This window comes from Aureimonas altamirensis (assembly GCF_023702225.1).
Taxonomy (GTDB): Bacteria; Pseudomonadota; Alphaproteobacteria; order Rhizobiales; family Rhizobiaceae; genus Aureimonas; species Aureimonas altamirensis_B.
Genome location: NZ_JAMQCO010000019.1, coordinates 1 through 21932, shown reverse-complemented (window position 1 = coordinate 21932; position 21932 = coordinate 1). Strand labels below are relative to the sequence as shown.

Genomic DNA, 21932 nt, shown 5'->3' with positions numbered 1-21932 from the left:
GGGGATAATCGCGCGCTCCGAAAATGTTTGCGACAGGCCCCTTCGAGCTGATGCGCGCCGAGGGGCGGCTCGGGCTCGCACTCCCCGACAGCTTTGCCGAATGGCGAGCAGAACGGACCGCCACGCTCGATGCGAAGCTGAAAGAGCTGGCAAAGGCGGCGGCTGCCAATGCTATTCCGGATGCAGCGATTTCCGACAAGGGCCTGTCGATCTCGCCGATCCGCGAGGAGGAGCGCGACAGCATCGTCGCGCTCAGCCGCCGACTATATGTTCTGGTGCCACGGATCAGGATCACCAGCCTGCTTGCCGAGGTGCAAAGCTGGACCAAATTCCTCGACAGCTTCACGCATTATCGTACCGGTGAGACGGCAAACGACGAGGCAGCGCTGATGGCAGCGATCCTTGCCGACGCCACCAATGCCGGAGCCGAACGTATGGCGGAAAGCTCACGCGGCGTCACGATCCACCAGATGATGCTGATGGTGGACAGGCATATGCGATCGGAAACCTACGCCACGGCGACCGCCGTGCTGGTCGATGCGCAGCAGGCCCATCCCTTTGCCGCGATCTGGGGTGACGGCCATATCTCCTCCTCGGACGGACAGTTCTTTCCGGCTGGCGGGCGTGGCGAAGCCAGCCTCGACTACAATGCAAAATACGGCAAGCGACCGGGGGCGTCGATCTATGGCTTCCTGTCCAACCGTTTTGCTTCCTTCTTCTCCCGCATGATCCAGGCATCCGAGGGCGAAGCCCCCTACGTTCTCGACGGCCTCCTTCACAACGAAAGCTCCGTCGAAATCTATGAGCACGCAACCGATACCGCTGGCGCCACCGAAACGACGTTCTCCATGTTCCACGCCTTTGGCTACAGGCTCATTCCCCGTATCCGCAATCTCGGCAATCGCAGGCTCTTTGTCATTGATCGCGATCCGGCTTACGAACCGCTCGACGCGCTGATCGCTGGAACCGTCAACATGGATGTCGTCGAGCACCACTGGGATGAGGTCTTGCGGCTGAAGGCTTCGATCGCTGCAGGTTTGGTGCCGCCTTCCGTCATCCTCAAGAAGCTGGCAGCGTCGCCGCGACAAAACCGGCTGAACCAGGCCCTGCGCGAAATGGGCCGGATAGAACGCTCGATCTTCATCTGCGACTGGCTGCTCGATACGAAACTGCGCCGCAGATCGCATGCGATCCTCAACAAGGGTGAAAGCCGTCATGCTCTCGCACGCGCCATCTTCCTCCACCAGCTCGGCGAATTGCGCAACCGCGTCGCCGAAACCATGGCTTACCGCGCGTCCGGTCTTAACCTCGTCGTCAACGCCATCATCCTGTGGAACACTGTCTATCTCAGCCGTGCTGTCGATTATATCAGCAGTCAGGGTATTATCATTCCGGACGAGCTGCTCTCCCAGGTCGCACCACTACCATGGGCGCATATCGCGCTCACCGGCGACTACCTCTGGAACGAAATTGACCGACCCCTCGAACGCTTCAGGCCAATCCGGGCTAACCGCTTCAATCCAAACAACTTCAAATTCCCTTAGCGTGTATTAATGTAGAAATGCCCACGGAGCCCCGAAATGGCCGGTCTCGATCCGAACAACTTCTCAGCCCACGGCCTGCGGTCGGGTTATCTCACGGAAGCGGCCAATCGCGGCATTCCTCTGCCTGAGGCGATGGAGCAATCACGACACAGATCCGTCCAGCAAGCTTCTGAATACTACAACAGCGCCACCAGGCGCAGTGGCAGGGCCGCAAGGCTGATGGATTGAAAAGCTCAAGAAAACTGGCGATGGCTGAATGGCTTAAACAAAGCAGTCTCCGACAAATCCGGGGCTGTTCAGATCGACCCGACGGTCCCGACGACGAAAGCCATCAGCGCCATGTCAAGCCAAGGTCCTGTCACGGTTAAGAAGAGCGCCATTTTGCCGTTCCCATCGGAAGCAAACCGCGCATCACGATGAGCAACGACAGCATCCGCAGCGATAGGCAGCTTACATCTCAACTGCAGATTGGCATTGCCCGAGGAGTGGTGGTCCCGTGCAGTTTTGAGGATCAAGGCCGTGTCATCGCTACGTCATACNACCGCGCATCACGATGAGCAACGACAGCATCCGCAGCGATAGGCAGCTTACATCTCAACTGCAGATTGGCATTGCCCGAGGAGTGGTGGTCCCGTGCAGTTTTGAGGATCAAGGCCGTGTCATCGCTACGTCATACGCATGCGCTATCCATGATTCATTCGAATGAATCATGGATAGCGCATGCAGAGAGACACCTGGCAAATCATCAAAGACCACCTGGCCGGTGACATTGCCTCCGGCAAACTTGCTCCCGGCGCCCGGTTGCCGACGGAGCCCGAGCTGTGCGAGGTCTTCGGTGTCGGTCGCCACTCGGTCCGGCGCGCAGTTCCGGCGCTCGCGGTCGAGGGTAAGCTCAGGGTAGAACAGGGGCGCGGCACCTTCGTCGAGGCGGCCCGGCTGATAAACTACCAGATCGGGCGCAGGACGCGTTTCCGCGAGAACCTGATAGGCCAGGGCTATAAGCCTTACGGAGAGCATCTTTCCTCCACGATCGTGCCGGCACCCGACCGTGTGGCCGAGGCGCTACGCATCGCTCGCGGGGCCGAGGTCCACCGGATCATGAGGCGCGGCCTGGCCGACGACATGCCGATCAATCTCGGCATCGCCTTTCATCCGGTCGCGCTCTTTCCCGATCTAGGCGCGCGCCGCGAGGCCGGCGTTTCCGTGACCGAGATCTATCGTGACCACGGGGTCACGGACTATTTCCGCAAGAGCACCACCATCTTCACCCGCCGCGCCGAGCCGGAGGAATCCAGGCTGCTGCGGCAACATCCGGATCATCCCGTTATGATCGTCACCAAAATCGACGTCGATGCCAAGGGTACGGCGCTGGGTTACTCCGAGGCGGTCTGGGCGGGCGACCGTGTCCAGTTTTCTTTCGACAGTCTCGATGACCCCTTCGTGGGCGAGGAAGGCAAGACCCCATGACAACACAGTTCCAGCATGCCGGTGCGCCAGGCGAAGACCACGCCCGCCGGCTCGAAACCCTTGCGCGCGCCGATGCAGCCGCGCTGAAGGCCTTCGCGGAAGAGCTTCTTCCACCGCTCGGCGCGATCGACGTCATCCAGAGCCGCACAGGGCTCGCGATGCTGCCGATGCGCGACACAGTAAAGGGCACAGATTTTCATCTCGGCGAGGTGTTGGTGGCAGAGGCGCATATCCGGCTCCAGTCCAACGGCACTGAAGGCTATGGCATGATCGTCGGCCGCGACCTCGAGCGCGCCATGGCAATGGCGATCGTGGACGCCGCCGGATCGATCGAAACCCTTGCCGCGCGCGTCAGCAACTTCGTGGAAGATGAGGCCTTGACGATCGTGGCAGTCGACACCGAACGCCTTCGCGCGGTCGAGGCGACCCGCGTAGACATGGAGACCTTCTGATGAATGCCTCCGCCCTGATTGCTGTCCCCGTTCCAAACGACCTGGAGCGGCTTCACAATGCCACCTACGATGCCCTGATGTGGGCGCTCGCTCGCCCCGGCACAGTGCAATCACTGCCGCAGCTGGGCCTGGAAGCCATCGTCGAAACGCTGGTTGACCGCGAATGCCGGGTCTTTTCGGGCCACAAGACGCTCCTGCCGCTGATCGCCTCGACCGGAGCGGCGATTAGCGGCGCGCGCGACGCTGACCACGCCTTCCTCGATCTCGAAGCGGAGGCGGGCATTCGCGATCTGGCCGTCGTGCCTGCGGGCTCGCATCTCTATCCCGATGACGGCGCGACGGTGTTTTCAGGGGCGAGGATTGGCGAGGGACAAGGGCTTCGCCTGCGCGGCCCCGGCATCGAAACTTATAAGGATATCCGCCTCGGCGGCCTCAGGCCTGATGTTTGGACGCTTCGCGCGACGCGTTGCCTCTACCCGACCGGGTTCGAACTCTTCTTCATCGATGGAGACCGCGTTGTCGGTCTGCCACGCTCAACCACGGTGGAGGTGCTCTGATGGCCTATGTGGCAACTCGAGGCGGTGAACGTGCCATTGAACAGTCTGAGCGGCTCTACCGCGCAGAAATGGGGACGATTGACATGGAGCGTGTCGCGGACGTCCGCGACAGTCTGCCTTACCTGATCGATCGCGTGATGGGCGAGGCCTCGCTCTACGACCGTGATCTGGCAGCACTTGCGCTCGCCCAGGCCGGCGGCGACCTATACGAGGCGGTGCTCCTTCTGCGTGCCTGGCGGACCACCCAACCGCGCCTTGCGATCGCCGAACCGGTGACGCAGGAAAGCCTGTTCACGCACCGCCGCATTTCTGCTGTCTTCAAGGATATTCCCGGCGGTCAGGTGCTCGGCCCGACGCTCGACTATTCGCACCGTCTGCTGGCGACCGGCGTGCTGGAAGGCCAACCCTTCATGCCGGCCCCGGTTGAACCCGCGGCAAAACCTGCTCCGGCACGCCAGCCGTCGCTTGCCGCCTGGCAGAAGGCGCAGGGACTGGTCGCCGACGTCGCCGCCGACGAAGTCGCCCTTGAAGACATTCCAGACCTCACCCGCGAGCCGCTTCTCTTTCCGGCCAAGCGCGCCCATACGCTGCAAAGCCTGGCTCGCGCCGACACTGGCGGTGTGCTGGCACTCGGCTATTCGGCGATGCGCGGCTATGGCAACGCGCATCCGACCGTCAACGAACTGCGACTTGCAGAAGCGGAGGTGCGTGTGCGCCATCCCGCGGGCACGGTTTTCTCGGCTGGTCGCGTCCGCGTCTCGCAGGCGGAAGTCACGAGCAAAGGAAAAGGCGGCCAGCTTCAGCTCGGCTTCTGCGCGACACTCGGCTGGAACGAAATCAAGACCATCGCTGGCGCGACGCTGGATCTGAATTCGGCAGCGGCGGATCAGAATTCACCCGTCAACGAGGAATTCTTCCTCTACCACACCGAACCCGTAGAAGCCTCGGGTTTCTGCATCCATTTCAAGCTGCCGCACTACGTCACCTTCCAGTCTTCGCTCGACGCCTTGCGCGACGCGAAGAAGACGGCGGCCCCTGCCAGCGACGTAACGAACACACATAAGCCCGTGAAGGAGCCGGCATGAGCCTTTCCGCACTCACAAAGCCATGGGAAGCCTTCAGCTACGGCTTCCTTGATGCCTCGGCCAAGCGCGAGCTGCGCCGCAAGATGCTGAAGGCGATCGCCGTGCCCGGCTGCCAGATGCCCTATGCCAGCCGCGAGGTGCCGATTGCGCGCGGCTGGGGCACCGGCGGCCTGCAAGTGACGCTGACCCTGATCAAGCCCTCCTCCGTGATCAAGGTGATCGACCAGGGCGCCGACGACAGCGTCAACGCCGCCTCGATCCGCCGATTCCTTTCGCGCGTATCCGGCGCCGGTGAGACCTGGGACACGCAGGAGGCAACGATCATTCAGAGCCGGCACCGTATCCCTGAGGAAAAGCTGCGCGAGGATCAGATCCTCGTGCTGCAGGTGCCAAATCCCGAACCGCTGCGCCCGGTCGAGCCCAACATGTCGATCGCCCGCCAGATGCATGCCGACGCCGATTACGGCCGGCTGTGGCTGACGCTCTATGAGCAGATCGTGCGTTCGGGCCGCATCATGCAGGGCGCGTCCTACCCTTCCCTCGTCAATGGTCGCCATGTCATGACACCGTCGCCGATCCCGCGCTGGGACGTGCCAAAGCTCGACATGGCAAAGCACCTCACCTTTCTTTCGGCCGGGCGAGAGAAGCGCCTGTATGCCGTGCCGCCCTTCACGCGGGTCGAGCCGCTGGTCTTCTCCGACGTGCCCTACAAGGTCGAGGACCATGCCGACCTCACCTGCCACCGCTCAGGCGTCAGAGGTTATTTCATGAACGAGATCCCACAGGACGACGGCGGCTCACAATTCGAGCTGTCTGACAGCAATCTTGGCATCAAGGCTATTCGCCGTGCCGAGGGGCTGGACGTCAAGCAGGGCGAAACCTGGTACGAGCACGGAGCATTCCGCCCATGATCGGAGAAAATCTGGCTGCGCGGCGGCTGAATGCCCCGCAACTGATGACGACCCCGCCGCTTCTGACGATGACCGACGTCAGCAAACGCTTCGGCAGCGTGGTCGCTCTTCAGGACGTGTCCGCGACCGTCTATCCGGGCGAAGTGCTCGGCATCGTCGGCGAAAGCGGCTCGGGCAAGTCCACCCTTTTGAGGATGATGAACCTTGAGGACACGCCCGACAGCGGTGACTATCGCCTGGCCCTGCCGGAGCTCGATGGCAACCTGTTCGATCTCGACCGCTTCGCTCGCCGTATGCTTTGCGCGCGCCAGATCGGTATTGTCTATCAGAACCCGCATCTCGGGCTCCTGATGGGGCATACCAGCTCCGGCAACGTGGCCGAGCGTCTGCTCATCGCCGGCGAGCGGAGTTTCGCCGAACTGCGCTCAAAGGCGCGAGAGGCGCTCGACGCTTCGGAATTCCCTTTGGAGCGCATGGATGCGCGTCCGATCGAACTGTCCGGCGGCATGCAGCAGCGGGTGCAGCTCGCCAAGGCGATCGCCCTCGAACCGGCACTGCTCCTGCTCGACGAGCCGACCACAGGCCTCGACGTCTCGGTACAGGCACTGGTGCTTGACACCTTGAAGCGGCTGCAGCGGGACCGAGCGATCACAATGGTCATCGTCAGCCACGATCTCGGCGTGATCCGTACCATGGCCGACCGGGTCATGGTCATGCGGCGCGGTCGCGTGGTCGAGGAAGGCCTGGTCGACCAGATCTTCCAGGATCCCCAGCACGCATACACCCAGCAACTCGTTCACGCCAAATTGTGAGGCCGCCATGCAGCCCGTCCTGGAGGTGGAAGGCCTCTCGAAAACCTTCCACATGCACCATCTCGACCAGAACCTTCACGCATATTCCGATATTGGTTTCACACTGAAACCAGGCGAATTCCTGCTTTTGAGGGGCCCGAACGGCGTCGGAAAATCGACGCTTCTGCGCACCCTCTATCGCAGCTACCTTCCACGCGCGGGCCAGATCTGGTATCACACGGCTGAAGGCCGCATCGACCTTGCCAGGGCAGCCGATGTCGATATCGCGTTTCTGCGCCGGCGTGAGATCGGTTTCGTCACGCAATTCCTGATCGCCCGTCCGCGGGTTCCTGCCGAGGATATCGTTGCCGAACCCTTGCGCCAAGCGGGCATGCAGCACGAAGAAGCGCTCGTCGAGGCGCGGCGCTGGCTGGAGGCCTTCGGCGTCAAGCGCAATCTCTGGAAAGCCTATCCCACCACCTTTTCCGGCGGCGAACAGCAGAAGGTGAACCTCGCACGAGCGCTCATCCTGCCGCAGCGGCTGTTGCTGCTCGATGAGCCCACGGCCTCCCTCGATGCCGGCGCCCGAAAGGCGCTGGTCGACCGTCTCGCCGACCTCAAGGCGCAGGGTGTCGCCATGATCGGCGTCTTTCACCACCCGGGCGATGTAGCGGGTCTCATCGACCGGGAAATCGAACTTCATGCTTTTGAGGAACTTGCCAATGTGGATCTCTGATTGCCGGGTGGTGCTGCTAGACCGCATGCTGCCGAACGCTGCGGTGCGCATCGAGGACGGAATGATCGCCGAAATCTCGGAAAAACCCGTCGCCAATGCCGATATGTCGGCGCAAGGCCTGATCCTTATGCCGGGCTTCATCGACATGCACGGCGACATGGTGGAACGCGAGGTGGAACCACGGCCGAATGTGCGCATGCCGCTTGAGCTCGGTCTGCGCGATCTCGACCGCCGTCTTGCTGTTTCCGGCGTCACGACCGCCTATGCCGCGCTATCCTTTAGCCCGGCTTCGACCTACGGGCACCTGCGCAGCTACGAGCACACCAGCAGCGTCATTCGCGCTATCAAGACCATGCGCGACCAGCTATTGGTCGATCACAAAGTCCATGCCCGCTTCGAAATCACCTTCCCCAAGGCGCTTGCCGTGATCGAGGAGCTGATCGCCGAGGGTTCCGTAGATCTGATCTCGCTCAACGATCGTACGCCGGGACAGGGTCAGTATCGCAATGTGGAGCGCCACGTCGAAAGGCTCGCCCGCGACAAGGGCACGAGCCTCGAAGAGGCCGCACAGTCGATCGCGCGGCGCATCGAGGAACGCACCCAGCCTGCCGACGTAATGACGCATACGCTGGATGCGATCTCCAAAGCCTGCCATGCCCATGGTGTGGTGATCGCCAGCCACGACGACGACACCGTGGCCAAGGTGCAGTTGATGCACTCGCTTGGCGTCCTGATCAGCGAGTTCCCGGTCACCCTCGAGGCCGCCGCCGAGGCGAAGAGGCTCGGCCTGATGAACGCCATGGGCGCGCCAAACGCGCTGCGCGGACAGTCCTATTCAGGCAATCTTTCGGCGCGCGACGCTCATGCCGCCGGACTGCTGGATATCCTGGCCGCCGATTATCATCCCTCGGCCATCCTGCCGGCGGTGCTGGAACTGTCAAAAACCGACAAGCACGGACTTTCCGGTGCCTGCCGGCTGGCGACGTCCAATCCAGCCCAGGCGCTCGGGCTTTCCGATCGCGGCGAGATCGCAGTCGGAAAAAAAGCCGACCTCCTTGTCGCCGACGACAACGGCATCGGCCATGTCCGCTGCGTCTTCCGGGGCGGCCGCAAAATCTATTCCGACGGTTCGCTCACTTTAGCCCGCGCAGCGTAAGATCGCGAGGGAGCCTATCACTGTGAGACGGGCCGTGCATTGCGCGGCCCGTTTCTCTTTTGCCCTTGTCTACAGGGCTTGGAGCGCCGCTGAGGCTGCTACAGAACTGTCGCAAATCCTCCAATTTAAATTCATTCGGATGATATGTCGCTGTCACAGGGGTCTGAGTAGCAACGGAACAGAAAACCTACATAAGGGATTTCACAGCTCAGCGGTCAGCGCCAGCGGCCCAGCTCCTTGATCGTTTTCCTGTGGCATTTGAGGTGATGCTTCATCAGCCTGATGTCGTGGGGGTAATCCTGCTCCGGCCGAAACTCGTAATCCGGATCGATGTGGAATTGGTTGCGGGTAAAACACTCGAACAGATTGATGTCGCCCCAGGTGTCGATAACCTGTTCGAGGCTTTTCGCCATATGATGCAACGGCGAACCAGGTCCGTCCTCAGCCCTCATCTTATGAAGGCGCAAATGGATGTGTTGCAGCATGTCGGTGCGCATGTAGCTGTTCAAAAGCATGAGCGAGTGGGTCGGTGTCTTCGGAACAGCAAAGCCCATCTTATCTTCTGGCTGCAGGTCCGCGACATCCTGGTGGTCGTCGTTGTCAGTCATCACGTTTCGCTCGCAAGAGATTTTGCCCCGCCGGTGGCATCCACAAAAGCCCTGCCCGAACGTCGCAACAAACCCCGGTTTGATGTGACGCCGCAAAGCAGATCGCAACAATTTCCGCAGAGCGGTCAAATTCTATAAATACCCGTGCAGAAACCTATAGCCGATAAACTCTCTGCCGTCTAAGTTAATGTGAAACGGGGAGCGCCGATGCTGATTGGTTATATGCGGGTTTCGACCATCGAGCAGAATCTCGATCTCCAACGCGACGGTCTTGAACGCGCCGGATGTGAGAAGATTTTCGACGACGTATGCTCGGGCCGTGCAACAGAACGGCCGGGTTTGGCTAAAGCGCTTGAGATCGCGCGGGCTGGTGACGCTCTGGTAGTGTGGAAGCTCGATCGCATCGGCCGCTCGCTTGCCCATGTGGTCGGCCTGGTCAGCGACCTTCAGAAGCAAGGGATCGGCCTGAAGGTCCTGACCGGCGACGTAGACACCACGACGACAACCGGGCGCCTCGTCTTCGGCATCTTTGCCACCCTGGCGGAGTTCGAGCGCGATCTCATCCACGAACGCACCATGGCGGGGCTGGCAGCGGCGCGTGCCCGAGGCCGGGCTGGTGGGCGCCCGCGCGTCATGACACTGAAGAAGCTGAAGGCGGCCATGGCCATGATGGCAGATCGCGACAACGCTGCGCGTGATGTCGCGGCTGAACTCGGTGTGTCGTTGTCGACGCTCTATGCCTACGTCGATGCCAAGGGAAAGCCTCGCGAGCGGGCAAGTGATCTGCTGGCAAGCAAGCGTCGAGCGAAACGCGACAATAGCATGCAGGCGTAAAAGACCGTGCCGGTAGGATATCTGAGCGAGAGCCAGGCGCGGGAATATGGCTGTTTTCCCGACGAGCTTACCCCGGATCAACTGGCTCGCTATTTCCACCTCGATGACGCCGATCGTGCGTTCGTCGCCTTGCATCGCGGCGATCACAATCGTCTGGGCGTCGCCGTCCAGCTCGGATCGTTGCGCATACTCGGCACCTTTCCGGAAGACCCCACAGAGGCACCTGTTCCGGCCCTGCGCTTCACCGCCCGCCAGCTTTCGCTCACCGAGCCCGAAGAGTTGATTGCCGAATATGCCCGCAGCGAAGGGCGCTGGCGCCATGCGCCTCGCATTCGTCAGCACTACGGCTACCGAACCTATACCGATTTCGGTGTCGCGTTCCGTCTCAACCGCTTTCTTTACGCCCTGTGCTGGACGGGATCGGACCGACCGTCGGCTCTCTTCGACCGGGCCGTCGCATGGTTGCTGGAAGCCAAGGTCCTGCTGCCGGGCCTGTCTGTGCTGGAAAGGGCCGTGGCAAGGGTTCGCACACGGGCGAACAGCCGGCTGCATAGATTGCTGATCGAGTCGATGACGCCCGAGCAGCGTGCGCGACTGGATAGCCTGGTCGCTGTTTCCGAAGGCAGTCGGCAAAGCCCGCTCGACCGGCTGCGCGATGGACCGTACATTCAGAGCGGGCGGGAGATCAGCCGTGCACTCGGCCGTCTGGAAGAGATTCGCACCCTCGCAAGCGGCCTGCCGTCGCTCGATCGGCTGCCACCGGGTAAAGTCACGGCGCTGGCGCGGTTTGCCAGCGCTGCAAAGGCTCAGGCCGTTTCGCGTCTGCCGGCCGACCGGCGCGCTGCAACCCTGCTGGCCTTTATTCGAACACTCGAAGCATCGGCCGGGGATGATGTCATCGATCTGTTCGACGCGGTTACGACATCGATGGTGTCGGAGGCGTCGTCGGCCGCCAAGCTGGCAAGATTGCGGTCGCTGCGAGACCTGGATGCAGCGGCACTGAAGTTACGCGACGCGGCGATCGTCATTCTCGATCCCGAAACGCCCGACGATGCAGTCCGCACCGCAATCTTCGACCTGATCGACAGGCAGGCGCTTGACGCGGCCGTCGAGCGTGTCGGCACCCTCGCGGAACCTCACGACGACACCTACTTTACCGAACTCAGGAAGCACAATCGCAAGATTGCCTATACGCCGGGACTGCTCGCCGGCCTCGATCTCGGCGCGGCTCCCGCCGGCCGGCCCTTGCTGGAGGCCATTGATTATCTCCGTGTGGTTCATTCCGGCCGCAAGCGCGCCGGCCCACCACCAACAGCCTTTGCGCCAAAGGCATGGCAGACCCAACTCAAGACTGCCGATGGCGCTGTCGATCTGACAGGATATCGGCTCTGCATCCTGGACGAACTGCGCCGCGCCATTCGCCGGCGCGACATCTTTCCGGTTCACTCACTGCGGTATGCCGATCCGCGCAAGGGGCTGCTATCAGGTCCAGCATGGGAAGCTGCACGTCCGACGGTCTGCCGCACCGTCGGAGTGTCCACCGTTGCTGACGAAGAACTCGGGCGTTTGTCGAGCCGGCTAGACCGAGCCTATAGGGAAACCGCCGATCGTGTCCCGCTGAACCCGGCCGTCACCATCATCAATACCTCGGAAGGCTCGGACCTGTCCCTCGATCGCCTGGAAAAGATCGAGGAACCGCCTAGCCTCATCGCGCTGCGCGCCGCGATCGATGCGCGTCTGCCTCGGCTCGATCTGCCCGAACTGATCATGGAAATGCATGCGAAAACCGGCTTTGCCGATCTCTTCACCCACGCCAGCGAGGGCGGCTCACGCGCGGAAAACATCGCAACCAGCATCTGCGCCGTTCTTGTCGCCGAAGCGACCAATACCGGATTCGAGCCGCTGGTTCGCATCGATACCCCGGCACTTCGACGCTCCCGGCTCAGCTGGGTCAAGCAGAACTTCCTGCGCGCCGAGACGCTGACCGCCGCAAACGCCGCTCTGGTCGCGGCGCAAAACGCCATCCCCCTGGCGAGAAAATGGGGCGGCGGTGAAGTGGCGTCCGCCGATGGATTGCGGTTCGTCGTGCCGGTCCGCACCATTCATTCCGGCCCCAATCCGCGATATTTTGGGCAGGAGCGCGGTATCACCTGGTACAATCTCGCTTCAGATCAGTTTACCGGCCTCAACGCCATGACCGTTCCAGGCACCCTGCGCGACAGCCTCAACCTCCTCGCCGTCGTGCTGGAACAGGAGACCGAGCTTCAGCCCACCGAGATCATGACCGACACGGCCGGATATACCGACACCGTCTTCGGCATCTTTTATCTGCTCGGATACCAGTTCAGCCCTCGCATCGCAGATGTCGGCGGGGCAAGATTCTGGCGCGCCGATGCAAAAGCCAACTACGGCATCCTCGACGATCTCGCGGCGAACAGGATCAACATGAAGCTGATCATCGAGCATTGGGACGATCTGTTGCGGCTTGCCGGCTCCCTCAAACTCGGCGTCGTCCAGGCCGCTGGCCTCACCCGAACCCTCCAGACCAATGACCGGCCAACCCGTCTCGCTCGCGCCCTGCAGGAACTCGGCCGCCTTATCAAGACGCTCTACCTCCTGCGCTTCATTGATGATGAAAGCTACAGGCGCCGTATTCTCGTCCAGCTCAATCGAGGTGAGGGTCGCCACCAGCTCGCCCGCGTCATTTTTCATGGAAAACGTGGTGAACTGCGGCAGCGCTATCATGAGGGACAGGAAGATCAGCTCGGAGCACTCGGCCTGGTCGTCAATCTCGTCGTGCTCTGGAACACGATCTACACGGATGCAGCCGTCAACCAGCTCTTGACTGAAGGCTACGACGTCAAGCCGGAGGATGTCACGCGTCTCTCGCCGCTCGGCTTCCGTCACGTCAACATGCTTGGTCGATACGCCTTCACGCTCCCCGATTTCGTGGCCCGAGGCGAACTCAGGCCTCTACGCGATCCGAAAACCGCCGACCCCGATGACGAGCCGTGAAATCCTTATGTAGGTTTTCTGTTCCGTTGCTACTCAGACCCCTCACAGAGGCGCTCCATGATCGCTTCATGGAAAAGAACACGCTCTCCCTTCGCAATCTCGGCCGCAGCTTCGGCCCGACCAGAGCCGTCGACGGTGTCAGTCTCGACATCGCCGCCGGAGAGTTTGTAGGCGTCATTGGCCGCTCGGGTGCCGGCAAGTCCACGCTTCTGCGCCTAATCAACCGGCTGATCGACCCGACGGACGGCAGCGTCCATTTCGGCGAGCGCCAGATCACGTCGCTCAACGGACGAGCGCTGCGCCAGTGGCGTCGCGAATGCGCGATGATATTTCAGCAATTCAATCTGATCGAGCGGCTCGACGTGCTGACCAACGTGCTGGTCGGCCGCATCTCCTCGCATGGTTTCGCGAGCTCCATGGCGATGCGCTTTTCCGACGCCGAACGTGCATTGGCGATCCGTGCGCTCGACCGGCTCGATCTCGCCCCGCAGGCCCTGCAGCGCGCCGGCACGCTTTCAGGCGGTCAGCAACAGCGCGTTGCCATCGCCCGCGCACTCCTGCAGGAGCCGCGTATCCTGCTTGCCGACGAACCGATCGCCAGCCTCGACCCCGGCAACGCCATGCGCGTCATGGAGGCGCTGCGCACCATCAACATCGAGGACGGCATCACCGTTATCGTCAACCTGCACACGCTCGACACGGCGCGCGCCTATTGTGACCGCATCGTCGCCATGCGCTCCGGCCTCGTCATGTTTGACGGCAGCGCCCGCAACCTCACCGACGAGGTCGTTCGCGACATCTACGGCAGTTCCGGCCTCACCGAGTTCAACGAATCCATCACCTCGACCTCCATCCGGTCGGCGGTTCCGGCCTGATCAACCTCTGGGAGAATACCAATGCGTCTCATCGCCGCCACAGCCCTCCTCACGCTTTTTGCCCTGCCGACCATCGCTGCCGACTGGAAGTCCGACTACAAGGTCGTTCGCTTCGGCGTTTTGTCCGGCGAGAACGAGAAGGATCGTGTTGCTCGTTACAAGCCTTTTGAGGCCTATCTTGAAAAGACCCTCGGCATCGACGTCGAGCTCTTCACCGCTGGCAACTACGACGGCGTCGTCCAGGCACTCGCCGCTGACCAGATCGAATTCGCCTTCCTCGGCTCCTCGGCCTATGCAGCCGCCTATACCGAGACCGACGGCGGCGTCGTTCCACTGCTGACCGCGGTTCAGGAAGACGATTCTACCGGCTATTTCTCGGTCATTACGGTGCGCTGCGACAGCCCCTATAAGAAGATCGAGGACCTTAAGGGCAAGGTGTTGGCCTTTGCCGATCCGGATTCCACCAGCGGCTATGCCGTTCCGAACTACAACCTCGTGCAGCAGGGCTTCGAGCCCTCGACCTATTTCTCGGCAACGCCATTCTCCGGCAGCCACGAGGCCGGCGTTCAAGGCGTCGTCAACGGCCAGTTTGATGCAGCCGCCACCTATATCAACAACGAGAAGAGCGGCATTCCCCAGCGCATGGTCTCCAAGGGCATGATCAAGGCCGGCGAAGTCTGCTGGATCTGGGAGTCGCCCGAGATCACGTCCGGCCCCTTCACCGCCCGCAGGAACCTGCCGGCAGAAATGGTCAGCGCCATGAAGGATGCCGTGAAGAACGTGCCGACAGCCGATCCGGCAGCCTTCAAGGAAATGACCGGCGCCGAAAACTCGACGGCCAAGGGCTACGTCGAAGTTGACCATGACCGCTACCAGTGGATCGTCGACATGCGCGCCTGGCTGAAGGCCCAGCGCAAGAGCTGATCCCGAGCGAAACGCAGACGGGGCGATCTCGACAGGGATCGCCCCTTTTTTACAGGGAAACGTCATGACCTTCGCCCCTGCCGCAGCCCCTTCCCAGGCGGTGCTGGATTTCGAACGCGCCTATGCCCGCCACCGCGCCCGCGGGCGGCTGACCTTCCTCGTCGTGACGGCGGCTCTGCTGATCGCCTTTGTTGTGACAGCCGATTTCTCCAATCTCCTCAAAGTCAGCCAGATCACGCTGTCTGACGGCAGCAGAGCCGAACGCTGGATCCTGCTCGCAGGCTTGCCACGGCTCGGCGAATACCTTGCCAAGACCGTTCCTCAGCTGTCGTCGGAAACGCTTGGTGCAGACCTCGCCGCGTGGTTCTGGCGGTGGAAGGTCTGGGGCTGGCTCCTCCTCGAAACCGTGCTCATTGCCTTTATGGCGACCGCCCTTGGGGTGGCCGGCGGCTTCGTCATGTCCTTCCCGGCGGCGCGCAACCTCTCACCCAGCAGGTGGATGCTCTGGCTGTCGCGCCGCTATCTCGAAATTGCCCGTACGGTGCCGGAACTGGTATTCGCGCTGATCTTCGTCTTCTGTTTCGGGGTCGGCCCGATGGCGGGCGTGTTGGCGATCGCGCTCCATACCTGCGGGGCGCTCGGCAAGCTCTATTCGGAAGTGAACGAGAACATCGACATGCGCCCGCTGGAGGGCGTCAAATCGGCGGGCGGCAGCAGGGCTGACCAGATACGCTATGGCGCGGTGCCGCAGATCCTGCCGAACATCATCAGCTACACGCTGCTGCGTTTCGAGATCAATGTGCGTTCGTCCTCGATCATCGGCTATGTCGGCGCCGGCGGCCTGGGTCAGGAGCTTCGCACTGCCGTATCGTTGCAGGAATACACCGATTTGTCGGCGCTCTTCATCATCGTCTTCGTCACAGTCTTTGTGATCGACTGGGGCTCGGAAAAGCTGCGCCACCGGATCATCGGCATGGAAAGGATCCACTGATGACAACCGTTACCCGCGCGGAAATCTTGGCGCTGCGCCAGTCCATGCCGCTCGCCTTCCGTCCGTCCATGGAGATGCGGCTGAAGCGCTGGGGTTTGATGCTCGGCTTTACCGCGCTGTTTGCCTGGTGCCTCTATGATTTCGGCTTCACGCCAGAACGCATCATCAACGGTCTTAGCCGCCTCGGGCGCGTTCTCTCCTTCATGTTCCCACCCCATATCTGGACGGAATGGGATCAGGTAAGCGATATCCTGACGGGCCTCGGCGAAACGCTCGCCATGGCCTTTCTCGGGACGCTGCTTGGCGCCGTGGTTGCCTTTCCGCTCTCCTTTCTCGGCGCCAAAAACATCAACCGGTTCGCCTTCTTCCGCTTCGGCGTTCGGCGAGGCTTTGACATCATACGCGCCTTCGAGACGCTGATCCTGGCGCTCGTCTTCATCCGCGCCTTCGGCCTCGGCCCGCTTCCCGGAGTGCTCGCGATCGCGGTGGGCGAAATCGGTGTTCTTGCCAAGCTCTACGCCGAGGCGATCGAGAACATCTCCAAGAAGCCCGTCGAGGGCGTTGTTGCCTCCGGAGGGTCTCGCTCCCAGGCCATCCGCTTCGGGATGCTGCCGCAGGTCTGGCCGGTGCTTCTTTCAATCACCCTCTACAACTTCGAATCCAATGTCCGCTCAGGTACCATTCTCGGCATTGTCGGCGCCGGCGGCATCGGCTTCATCCTCTCCGACCGCATCGGCGCCTATCGATGGGACGAGGCTTGGTCGATCATCTTCCTGATCATCGCCATGGTCTATGTCATCGACGCCCTCTCCGGCGCAATCCGCGAGCGGTTCATCGGCAAATGGGAACACGCGAAATGAAAATGCTGTCGGAAGCTCCGACCATCCATGAAACGGCGACGGTCGTCGGCTGCGAACTCGGCAAATGGACCGAGATCCAGGCCCATGTCAGCATGCGGGAAAGTCAGTTCGGTGACTATTCCTACATCGTCAAGGGCGGCAACGTCGTATGGTCGACCATCGGCAAGTTCTGCTCGATTGCCGAAGGTGCGCGCATTAACCCGGGCAACCACGCCACCTGGCGCGCGAGCCAGCACCATTTCACCTACCGTGCAGCACAATACGGGCTGGGCGAAGACGACACCGAGTTCTTCCAATGGCGCAAGGATCACTGGGTGACCATCGGCCACGACGTGTGGATCGGCCACGGCGTCACGGTACTTGCCGGCGTGACGATCGGCACCGGCGCGGTGATCGGCGCCGGTGCGGTCGTCTCGAAGGATGTCGAACCTTACACAATCGTCGGTGGTGTTCCCGCAAGGGCAATCAAGCGACGCTTCAACGAGGAGCAGGCCGCAGCACTGCTCGATATCGCTTGGTGGGACTGGCACCACGACACGCTGCGCGGCCGCCTTCCTGACATCCGCACACTCTCGATCAATGCCTTCATCGACAGATATCGCCGGGACACATTCGCGCCAACCATATCGACCCAAACCACGGAAGCCGAGGCCTTGTTCATGGTCGAGTAGCTATGCCATTCAGCTTCTCCCTCACAGATCCGAGCGGGCGGATTTCCCGCACCCGGCTCTTCCCGAGAGTAAACCGCGTCACCTCCTGGCCTTCTCCCAAGTTCGAGCTATACGTGGGACTGGCAGTTCGAAGCGTGCGGTCAAGGGCTCGAATTCCGTCCAGCTCATTCGCCGGCTTTTCTGACTTCGCCGCCTCAGGCAGCGGAACCATATGCTCAGTGGCGGCGTCACGTCGCCTGTGCACCAAGCGGACATTGGCTCCAAGCCTAGTGGTGACCGGATCGGGGCCGACACAAGACTGTCCGCTCCCATCGACTCTGCCAACGAAAGCGTTCGCGTTATGCTTCAAGGACTGGTGAGATTATCTGAAGGCACTTTATGAGGTGCATGCCGGCCGCCTCATTGCGCCTTCTGCCGCAGCCGGTCGGTCGCAAGCTCCATCACCAGAACGATCACGAAGATCACGAGGATGATGGTCGAGGCGTTGCGGTACTGGAAAAGGTCGAAGGCGACTTTCAGTTCCTGGCCGATGCCGCCGGCACCTACGAGGCCGAGCACCACCGACGAGCGGACCGCCTTTTCAAGCGCGAACTGCGAAGTGTTGATCAAGGACGGCATGATATCGGGCACGACGGCGCCGGAGAGCACAGAAAAACGTCCCGCACCGGCGGAGAACAGAGCCTCCTGCGGCTCCTTGTCAGCATCCTCGATCGCTTCGGCGAAGAAGCGACCGCAGAAGCCGATCGTGTCGATGATGATGGTCATGGTGCCGGCCACCGCGCCAAGCCCGATGGAGGCGACGAAGAGCAGCGCCCAGACCATGTCCGGCACGGTGCGGAAGAGCGAGATCATTACCTTGAAGACGTGTCGGAAGGGCCCGATCGGCGACAGCGTGCGCGAAGCGAGCCAGGCGATCGGCAGACTGAGCAGCACGCCGATGACGGTGCCGACGAAGGCGATCTGCAGCGTCTCAATCGTGCGCCAGGTGACGCGCATCAGAAAACCGGGTTCAAAGCTCGGCCGCAGCATGCGCTCAATCAGGTTCGCCATCCGTGGCGCACCGTTCAGAAGCTGGCTCGGCGTTGGCGCCACCTGCGTGGCCGAGACGACGAGCAGCGCACCAAGAGCGACGAGGATGGCAAAAACAAACGGCGAGGCGCGGAAAAAACGGGCGGGTGCGACCTCACGCATGAAACACGCCCTCCAGGCGTTTGCGGTCGACTTCGGCCACCGGAAGGTCGAAATGCACGTGGCCGGCCTTCAACGCCACGATCCGGTCGGCAAAGCTCAGCGCATGCTCCATGTCGTGGGTCGTATGGACCAGCGTTATGCCCCGTTCCCGGACGAGATCAGAAAACAGCGCCATCACGTCGCGACCCGCCGTCGGATCGAGGCTGGCAGCCGGCTCGTCGGCGATCATCAGCCTGGGCTTGCGCACCAAGGCGCGGGCGATCGCGACGCGCTGCGCCTGACCGCCGGAGAGTTCGTCGGCGCGTGCGGTCGCCTTGTGGGAGAGCTTCACCTGATCAAGCGCGTCCATCGCCTCTTCCCGGCATTCGCGTTCGGCGATCGCCTGGTGCCAGGCGCGCCAGGTGCCGGGAAGGCCAAGCTTGCCGTGAACGACATTGGTCAGCACCGACTGCCGACGCACGAGGCCGTGGTGCTGGAAGACGAAGCCGATCTGCTGGCGCATGCGCTTGAGCTGCGGACCGCTCGGCGCACTGCGGAAGGCTTCGCCGAGTGTCGAGATCTCACCATCGCAGAACGGCGTGTGGCCGATCAGGCACTTGAGCAGTGTCGACTTGCCCACACCGTTGGCGCCGACCAGCGCCACGCGCTCCCCGCTTCGGATGCGGATGTCGACACCGGAAAACACCGGCTTTCCGTTGGCATAACCCTTCTTCAGGCCCTGCGTGCTGATAACGTCCATCGTGGTATTCTTTCTGCGGATATGGCGTGGAGCCGGCGCTGGTGGCGCCGGCCCGATGGCAGGATCGGGTTGGGCCCGCTCAGTTGACGAAGTCGTTGAACGTATCGACGCCAATCGTCCGATACATCGAGCGGACGTAGTCGTAGTCGCTGTCCTTGACGTCGGTCAGGAAGAAGCCACCCTTGAATTTCTGGTTGTCTTCGCCCTGGAGAACGGCGGCCATGATGTCTGTGCCCTTTTCGACGAAGGCCGTACGGATCTTTGCGACGGTTTCCTCGGCCAGGTCCTTACGGGCAACTAGGATGTCGTTCGGCAGGTCACGGCCACGGGCAACCACGGCAAAAGCGACATCCGGGAAGGCTTCGCGGACGGAGGCAAGGTGGCCGAAATTTAGGCTGATGGCGGCGATGTCGCCACGGATCAGCGCTTCGGCGGCAACGTTGCGGGCGAGGATCACAGGCTCGTAGTCTTCATTGTATTTGAGGCCGAAATCAGACAGTGCCTGGGCCGGACCGAGATGCTGGGAGGTGGATCCGACCGAGCCGAAGGATACCTTCTTGCCCTTGAGATCCTCGATCGAGCGGATTGGACCATTGGCCAAGACGGCGATCTGGGCGAAGTAGTCCGGACGCTGCCAGGCGACGACGATCTGCGGCTGTGCAAGTTCCTTCATGACGACGTATTCGGCCGGGCCGGTGAGGACGAGGTCGACCTGTCCGGAATTCAGAGCTTCGACGGCAGAGGTGCGCGAACTGACCGGAAAGAGCTCGATTTCCAGACCGGAGGCCTGCTCAAGCGCTTTTTGAAAGCCGCCGAATCCCTGCTGCAGGGCTTCCATGCCCTCGATGTCGGTGACGGCGAATTTGACACTCTCGGCCGCGGCCGGCGCGAGGGAGACCAGAGAGATTGCACAGGCTGCGAGAAGGGAGCGGATCATGATATCTTCCTTTGCTGTATAGACAGGAGCATCTTCTGCGACTATCCCTAGCGACCAGACGTGACGGGCACGTGACAGTTTTCCGGCCCCAGGGCGAAAAACAAAACGGAGAGACGCGATGAACTGGACCATCCGCAACGGCACCGTTCTGGGCACCGAGAGACTCAAACACACTGACCTCTTCGTCGAGGGCGGCATGCTGTCGGACAGGGGCAATGGTGGGCGCGAGATCGACGCCGCAGGCCTGCTCGTCCTGCCGGGGATTGTCGATATCCATGGTGACGGCTTCGAGCGGCAGATCATGCCGCGACCGGGCGTGCGCTTCGACGTCGGCTTGGCACTGCGCGACACTGACCGACAACTGGTGACCAACGGCATCACCACAGCCTTTCACGGCGTAACGGTGTCCTGGGAGCCCGGCCTTCGTTCGCTGCAGGCCGCTGGCGACTTCGTCACCGCACTTGCCGCTGCACGCCCGCATCTGGCCTGCGATACCCGCCTGCACCTGCGCTGGGAGACCTTCGCGCTCGATGCGCTGTCGCAGGTGATCGAATGGCTGTTGCTCGATCCGAAGCCGCTCGTGGCCCTGAACGACCATACGACGGGTTCGGTGCTGAAGGGGGCGATCGCCCGCAAGATCGGCCAGATGGCCGAGCGCTCCGGCTTGTCGCGTAATGATTACATGGCGCTACTCGACGACGTCTGGGCACGGCGCAAAGATGTGGCCGGTGCCATCGAAAAGCTCGCGGCAGCAGCACGCGACAACGGCAACGTACTCCTCGCCCATGACGAGGCGTCTCCCGAAGAGCGCCGACATTTCCGGGCACTGGGGGCCGTGTCTTCGGAGTTTCCGCTAACGCTGGAGACGGCTGCCGAAGCCCGCGCCGCCGGCGAACATGTCATTCTTGGCGCCCCCAACGTCGTGCGCGGTGGCAGCCACAATGGCGCACTCGACGCAACGACAGCGGTTCGCGACGGGCTCTGCAGCGTGCTCGCCTCCGACTACCACTATCCGTCCCCACTGCATGCAGCCTTCCGGCTGGCATCCCCTGACGATGCTGGCTTCGCCAAGGTCTGGCACCTCGTGTCGGCCAATGCCGCCGCCGCCGCCGGCCTGTCAGACCGGGGACGGCTTGAAGAGGGAAAACGCGCCGACCTCATCCTCGTGGATGCCAAGGACATGCGCCACCCGAAGGTAATGGCAACCTTCGTCGGCGGTCGGCTCGTCTATTCGGCACAGACTCTGATAGAGACCGAACGCGCGATAGCCTCGGCTGCCGCCTGAACCGGAAACCATCATGCTCGACACGCCTGAAATCCCTCTCGCCGCCTTCGACGGACTGGTCTTCGGCCCGCGTAGCGACATGCCGATCTGGCAGCAGATCCGCGACCATATCCTTGGCCTGATCGAAGGCGGAACCTTGAGGCCAGGCAGCCAGTTGCCCGGAGAAACGCATCTCGCAGCAAGCCTCGGCGTCACCCGCATCACGCTGCGCCAGGCCCTGCAGCAGTTGCAGAACGAGGGGCACCTGACGGCGCGCAAGGGGCTTGTCGCAAACTTTCGGGCTTAACCGTATGTTGACCATAG

22 protein-coding genes and 1 pseudogene are annotated in these 21932 nt (G+C 62.0%); 19 read left to right on the top strand and 4 right to left on the bottom strand.

What is annotated here, in order from left to right:
* Window positions 1-23 precede the first annotated feature (23 nt).
* The 10 genes and pseudogenes from NDN16_RS20340 (at window position 24) to NDN16_RS20295 (ending at window position 8699) form a co-directional block, all read left to right on the top strand.
* Window positions 24-1544, top strand: coding sequence for a Tn3 family transposase (locus NDN16_RS20340; protein ID WP_251115264.1), 1521 nt, complete (start codon window positions 24-26; stop codon window positions 1542-1544).
* 33 nt (window positions 1545-1577) lie between these two features.
* Window positions 1578-1772, top strand: a pseudogene (locus NDN16_RS20335) (integrase); the annotation flags it as partial.
* Between the two features lie 492 nt (window positions 1773-2264).
* Window positions 2265-3011, top strand: coding sequence for a phosphonate metabolism transcriptional regulator PhnF (gene phnF / locus NDN16_RS20330; RefSeq protein ID WP_024899717.1), 747 nt, complete (start codon window positions 2265-2267; stop codon window positions 3009-3011).
* Window positions 3008-3463 carry a phosphonate C-P lyase system protein PhnG gene (phnG, locus tag NDN16_RS20325; protein WP_107328120.1) on the top strand — a complete coding sequence of 152 codons (456 nt, stop codon included), beginning with the start codon at window positions 3008-3010 and terminating at the stop codon, window positions 3461-3463. The genes phnF and phnG overlap by 4 nt, the downstream gene beginning before the upstream one ends.
* Window positions 3463-4020: a phosphonate C-P lyase system protein PhnH gene (gene phnH, locus NDN16_RS20320; protein ID WP_036568189.1), complete on the top strand. Its 558-nt coding sequence runs from the start codon at window positions 3463-3465 to the stop codon at window positions 4018-4020. Before phnG ends, phnH begins: the two co-directional genes overlap by 1 nt.
* A complete protein-coding gene (locus NDN16_RS20315; protein ID WP_024899720.1) occupies window positions 4020-5105 on the top strand; it encodes a carbon-phosphorus lyase complex subunit PhnI in 1086 nt (361 codons plus the stop codon). Before phnH ends, NDN16_RS20315 begins: the two co-directional genes overlap by 1 nt.
* A complete protein-coding gene (locus NDN16_RS20310) occupies window positions 5102-6016 on the top strand; it encodes an alpha-D-ribose 1-methylphosphonate 5-phosphate C-P-lyase PhnJ (RefSeq protein WP_024899721.1) in 915 nt (304 codons plus the stop codon). Before NDN16_RS20315 ends, NDN16_RS20310 begins: the two co-directional genes overlap by 4 nt.
* A 44-nt stretch (window positions 6017-6060) precedes the next feature.
* Complete coding sequence (locus NDN16_RS20305) at window positions 6061-6828, top strand: ATP-binding cassette domain-containing protein (RefSeq protein ID WP_234825409.1); 768 nt, start codon at window positions 6061-6063, stop codon at window positions 6826-6828.
* Between the two features lie 7 nt (window positions 6829-6835).
* Window positions 6836-7543: a phosphonate C-P lyase system protein PhnL gene (locus NDN16_RS20300; protein WP_024899723.1), complete on the top strand. Its 708-nt coding sequence runs from the start codon at window positions 6836-6838 to the stop codon at window positions 7541-7543.
* Entirely contained in the window at window positions 7530-8699 is a 1170-nt protein-coding gene (locus tag NDN16_RS20295) for an alpha-D-ribose 1-methylphosphonate 5-triphosphate diphosphatase (protein WP_024899724.1), read from the top strand. The genes NDN16_RS20300 and NDN16_RS20295 overlap by 14 nt, the downstream gene beginning before the upstream one ends.
* 215 nt (window positions 8700-8914) lie before the next feature.
* On the opposite strand, the gene NDN16_RS20290 is transcribed toward NDN16_RS20295, so the two are convergent.
* Window positions 8915-9307 (bottom strand): hypothetical protein, encoded by a 393-nt coding sequence (locus NDN16_RS20290; protein ID WP_024899725.1) that lies wholly within the window; start codon window positions 9305-9307, stop codon window positions 8915-8917.
* A 207-nt stretch (window positions 9308-9514) separates the two neighbouring features.
* Between NDN16_RS20290 and NDN16_RS20285 the strand changes: the two genes are divergently transcribed.
* From NDN16_RS20285 to NDN16_RS20255, 7 genes are all read left to right on the top strand, one after another.
* A complete protein-coding gene (locus tag NDN16_RS20285) occupies window positions 9515-10141 on the top strand; it encodes a recombinase family protein (RefSeq protein ID WP_024899726.1) in 627 nt (208 codons plus the stop codon).
* Window positions 10142-10147: 6 nt separating this feature from the next.
* Window positions 10148-13156 carry a Tn3 family transposase gene (locus NDN16_RS20280; protein WP_024899727.1) on the top strand — a complete coding sequence of 1003 codons (3009 nt, stop codon included), beginning with the start codon at window positions 10148-10150 and terminating at the stop codon, window positions 13154-13156.
* A gap of 68 nt (window positions 13157-13224) precedes the next feature.
* Complete coding sequence (gene phnC / locus NDN16_RS20275; RefSeq protein WP_024899728.1) at window positions 13225-14031, top strand: phosphonate ABC transporter ATP-binding protein; 807 nt, start codon at window positions 13225-13227, stop codon at window positions 14029-14031.
* Between the two features lie 21 nt (window positions 14032-14052).
* On the top strand, window positions 14053-14955 hold the full coding sequence (gene phnD / locus NDN16_RS20270; RefSeq protein ID WP_024899729.1) for a phosphonate ABC transporter substrate-binding protein: 903 nt from the start codon (window positions 14053-14055) through the stop codon (window positions 14953-14955).
* 64 nt (window positions 14956-15019) lie between these two features.
* Entirely contained in the window at window positions 15020-15946 is a 927-nt protein-coding gene (gene phnE / locus NDN16_RS20265; protein WP_024899730.1) for a phosphonate ABC transporter, permease protein PhnE, read from the top strand.
* Window positions 15946-16806 carry a phosphonate ABC transporter, permease protein PhnE gene (gene phnE / locus NDN16_RS20260; protein WP_024899731.1) on the top strand — a complete coding sequence of 287 codons (861 nt, stop codon included), beginning with the start codon at window positions 15946-15948 and terminating at the stop codon, window positions 16804-16806. Before phnE (NDN16_RS20265) ends, phnE (NDN16_RS20260) begins: the two co-directional genes overlap by 1 nt.
* Window positions 16803-17477, top strand: a complete 675-nt coding sequence (locus tag NDN16_RS20255) for a DapH/DapD/GlmU-related protein (protein WP_107327987.1) — start codon at window positions 16803-16805, stop codon at window positions 17475-17477. Before phnE (NDN16_RS20260) ends, NDN16_RS20255 begins: the two co-directional genes overlap by 4 nt.
* A gap of 399 nt (window positions 17478-17876) precedes the next feature.
* Here NDN16_RS20255 and phnE (NDN16_RS20250) read toward each other — a convergent pair whose 3' ends face one another.
* The 3 genes from phnE (NDN16_RS20250) to NDN16_RS20240 form a co-directional block, all read right to left on the bottom strand.
* Window positions 17877-18668 (bottom strand): phosphonate ABC transporter, permease protein PhnE, encoded by a 792-nt coding sequence (gene phnE / locus NDN16_RS20250; protein ID WP_024899092.1) that lies wholly within the window; start codon window positions 18666-18668, stop codon window positions 17877-17879.
* Complete coding sequence (locus NDN16_RS20245) at window positions 18661-19407, bottom strand: phosphonate ABC transporter ATP-binding protein (RefSeq protein WP_024899093.1); 747 nt, start codon at window positions 19405-19407, stop codon at window positions 18661-18663. Before NDN16_RS20245 ends, phnE (NDN16_RS20250) begins: the two co-directional genes overlap by 8 nt.
* A gap of 79 nt (window positions 19408-19486) precedes the next feature.
* Window positions 19487-20344, bottom strand: coding sequence for a PhnD/SsuA/transferrin family substrate-binding protein (locus tag NDN16_RS20240; protein ID WP_024899094.1), 858 nt, complete (start codon window positions 20342-20344; stop codon window positions 19487-19489).
* A 118-nt stretch (window positions 20345-20462) separates the two neighbouring features.
* Here NDN16_RS20240 and NDN16_RS20235 point away from each other — a divergent pair, with 118 nt between their 5' ends.
* Both NDN16_RS20235 and NDN16_RS20230 read left to right on the top strand, forming a co-directional pair.
* Window positions 20463-21629, top strand: coding sequence for an alpha-D-ribose 1-methylphosphonate 5-triphosphate diphosphatase (locus NDN16_RS20235; RefSeq protein WP_024899095.1), 1167 nt, complete (start codon window positions 20463-20465; stop codon window positions 21627-21629).
* Between the two features lie 13 nt (window positions 21630-21642).
* Window positions 21643-21915, top strand: coding sequence for a GntR family transcriptional regulator (locus NDN16_RS20230; RefSeq protein WP_024899096.1), 273 nt, complete (start codon window positions 21643-21645; stop codon window positions 21913-21915).
* Window positions 21916-21932 lie beyond the last annotated feature (17 nt).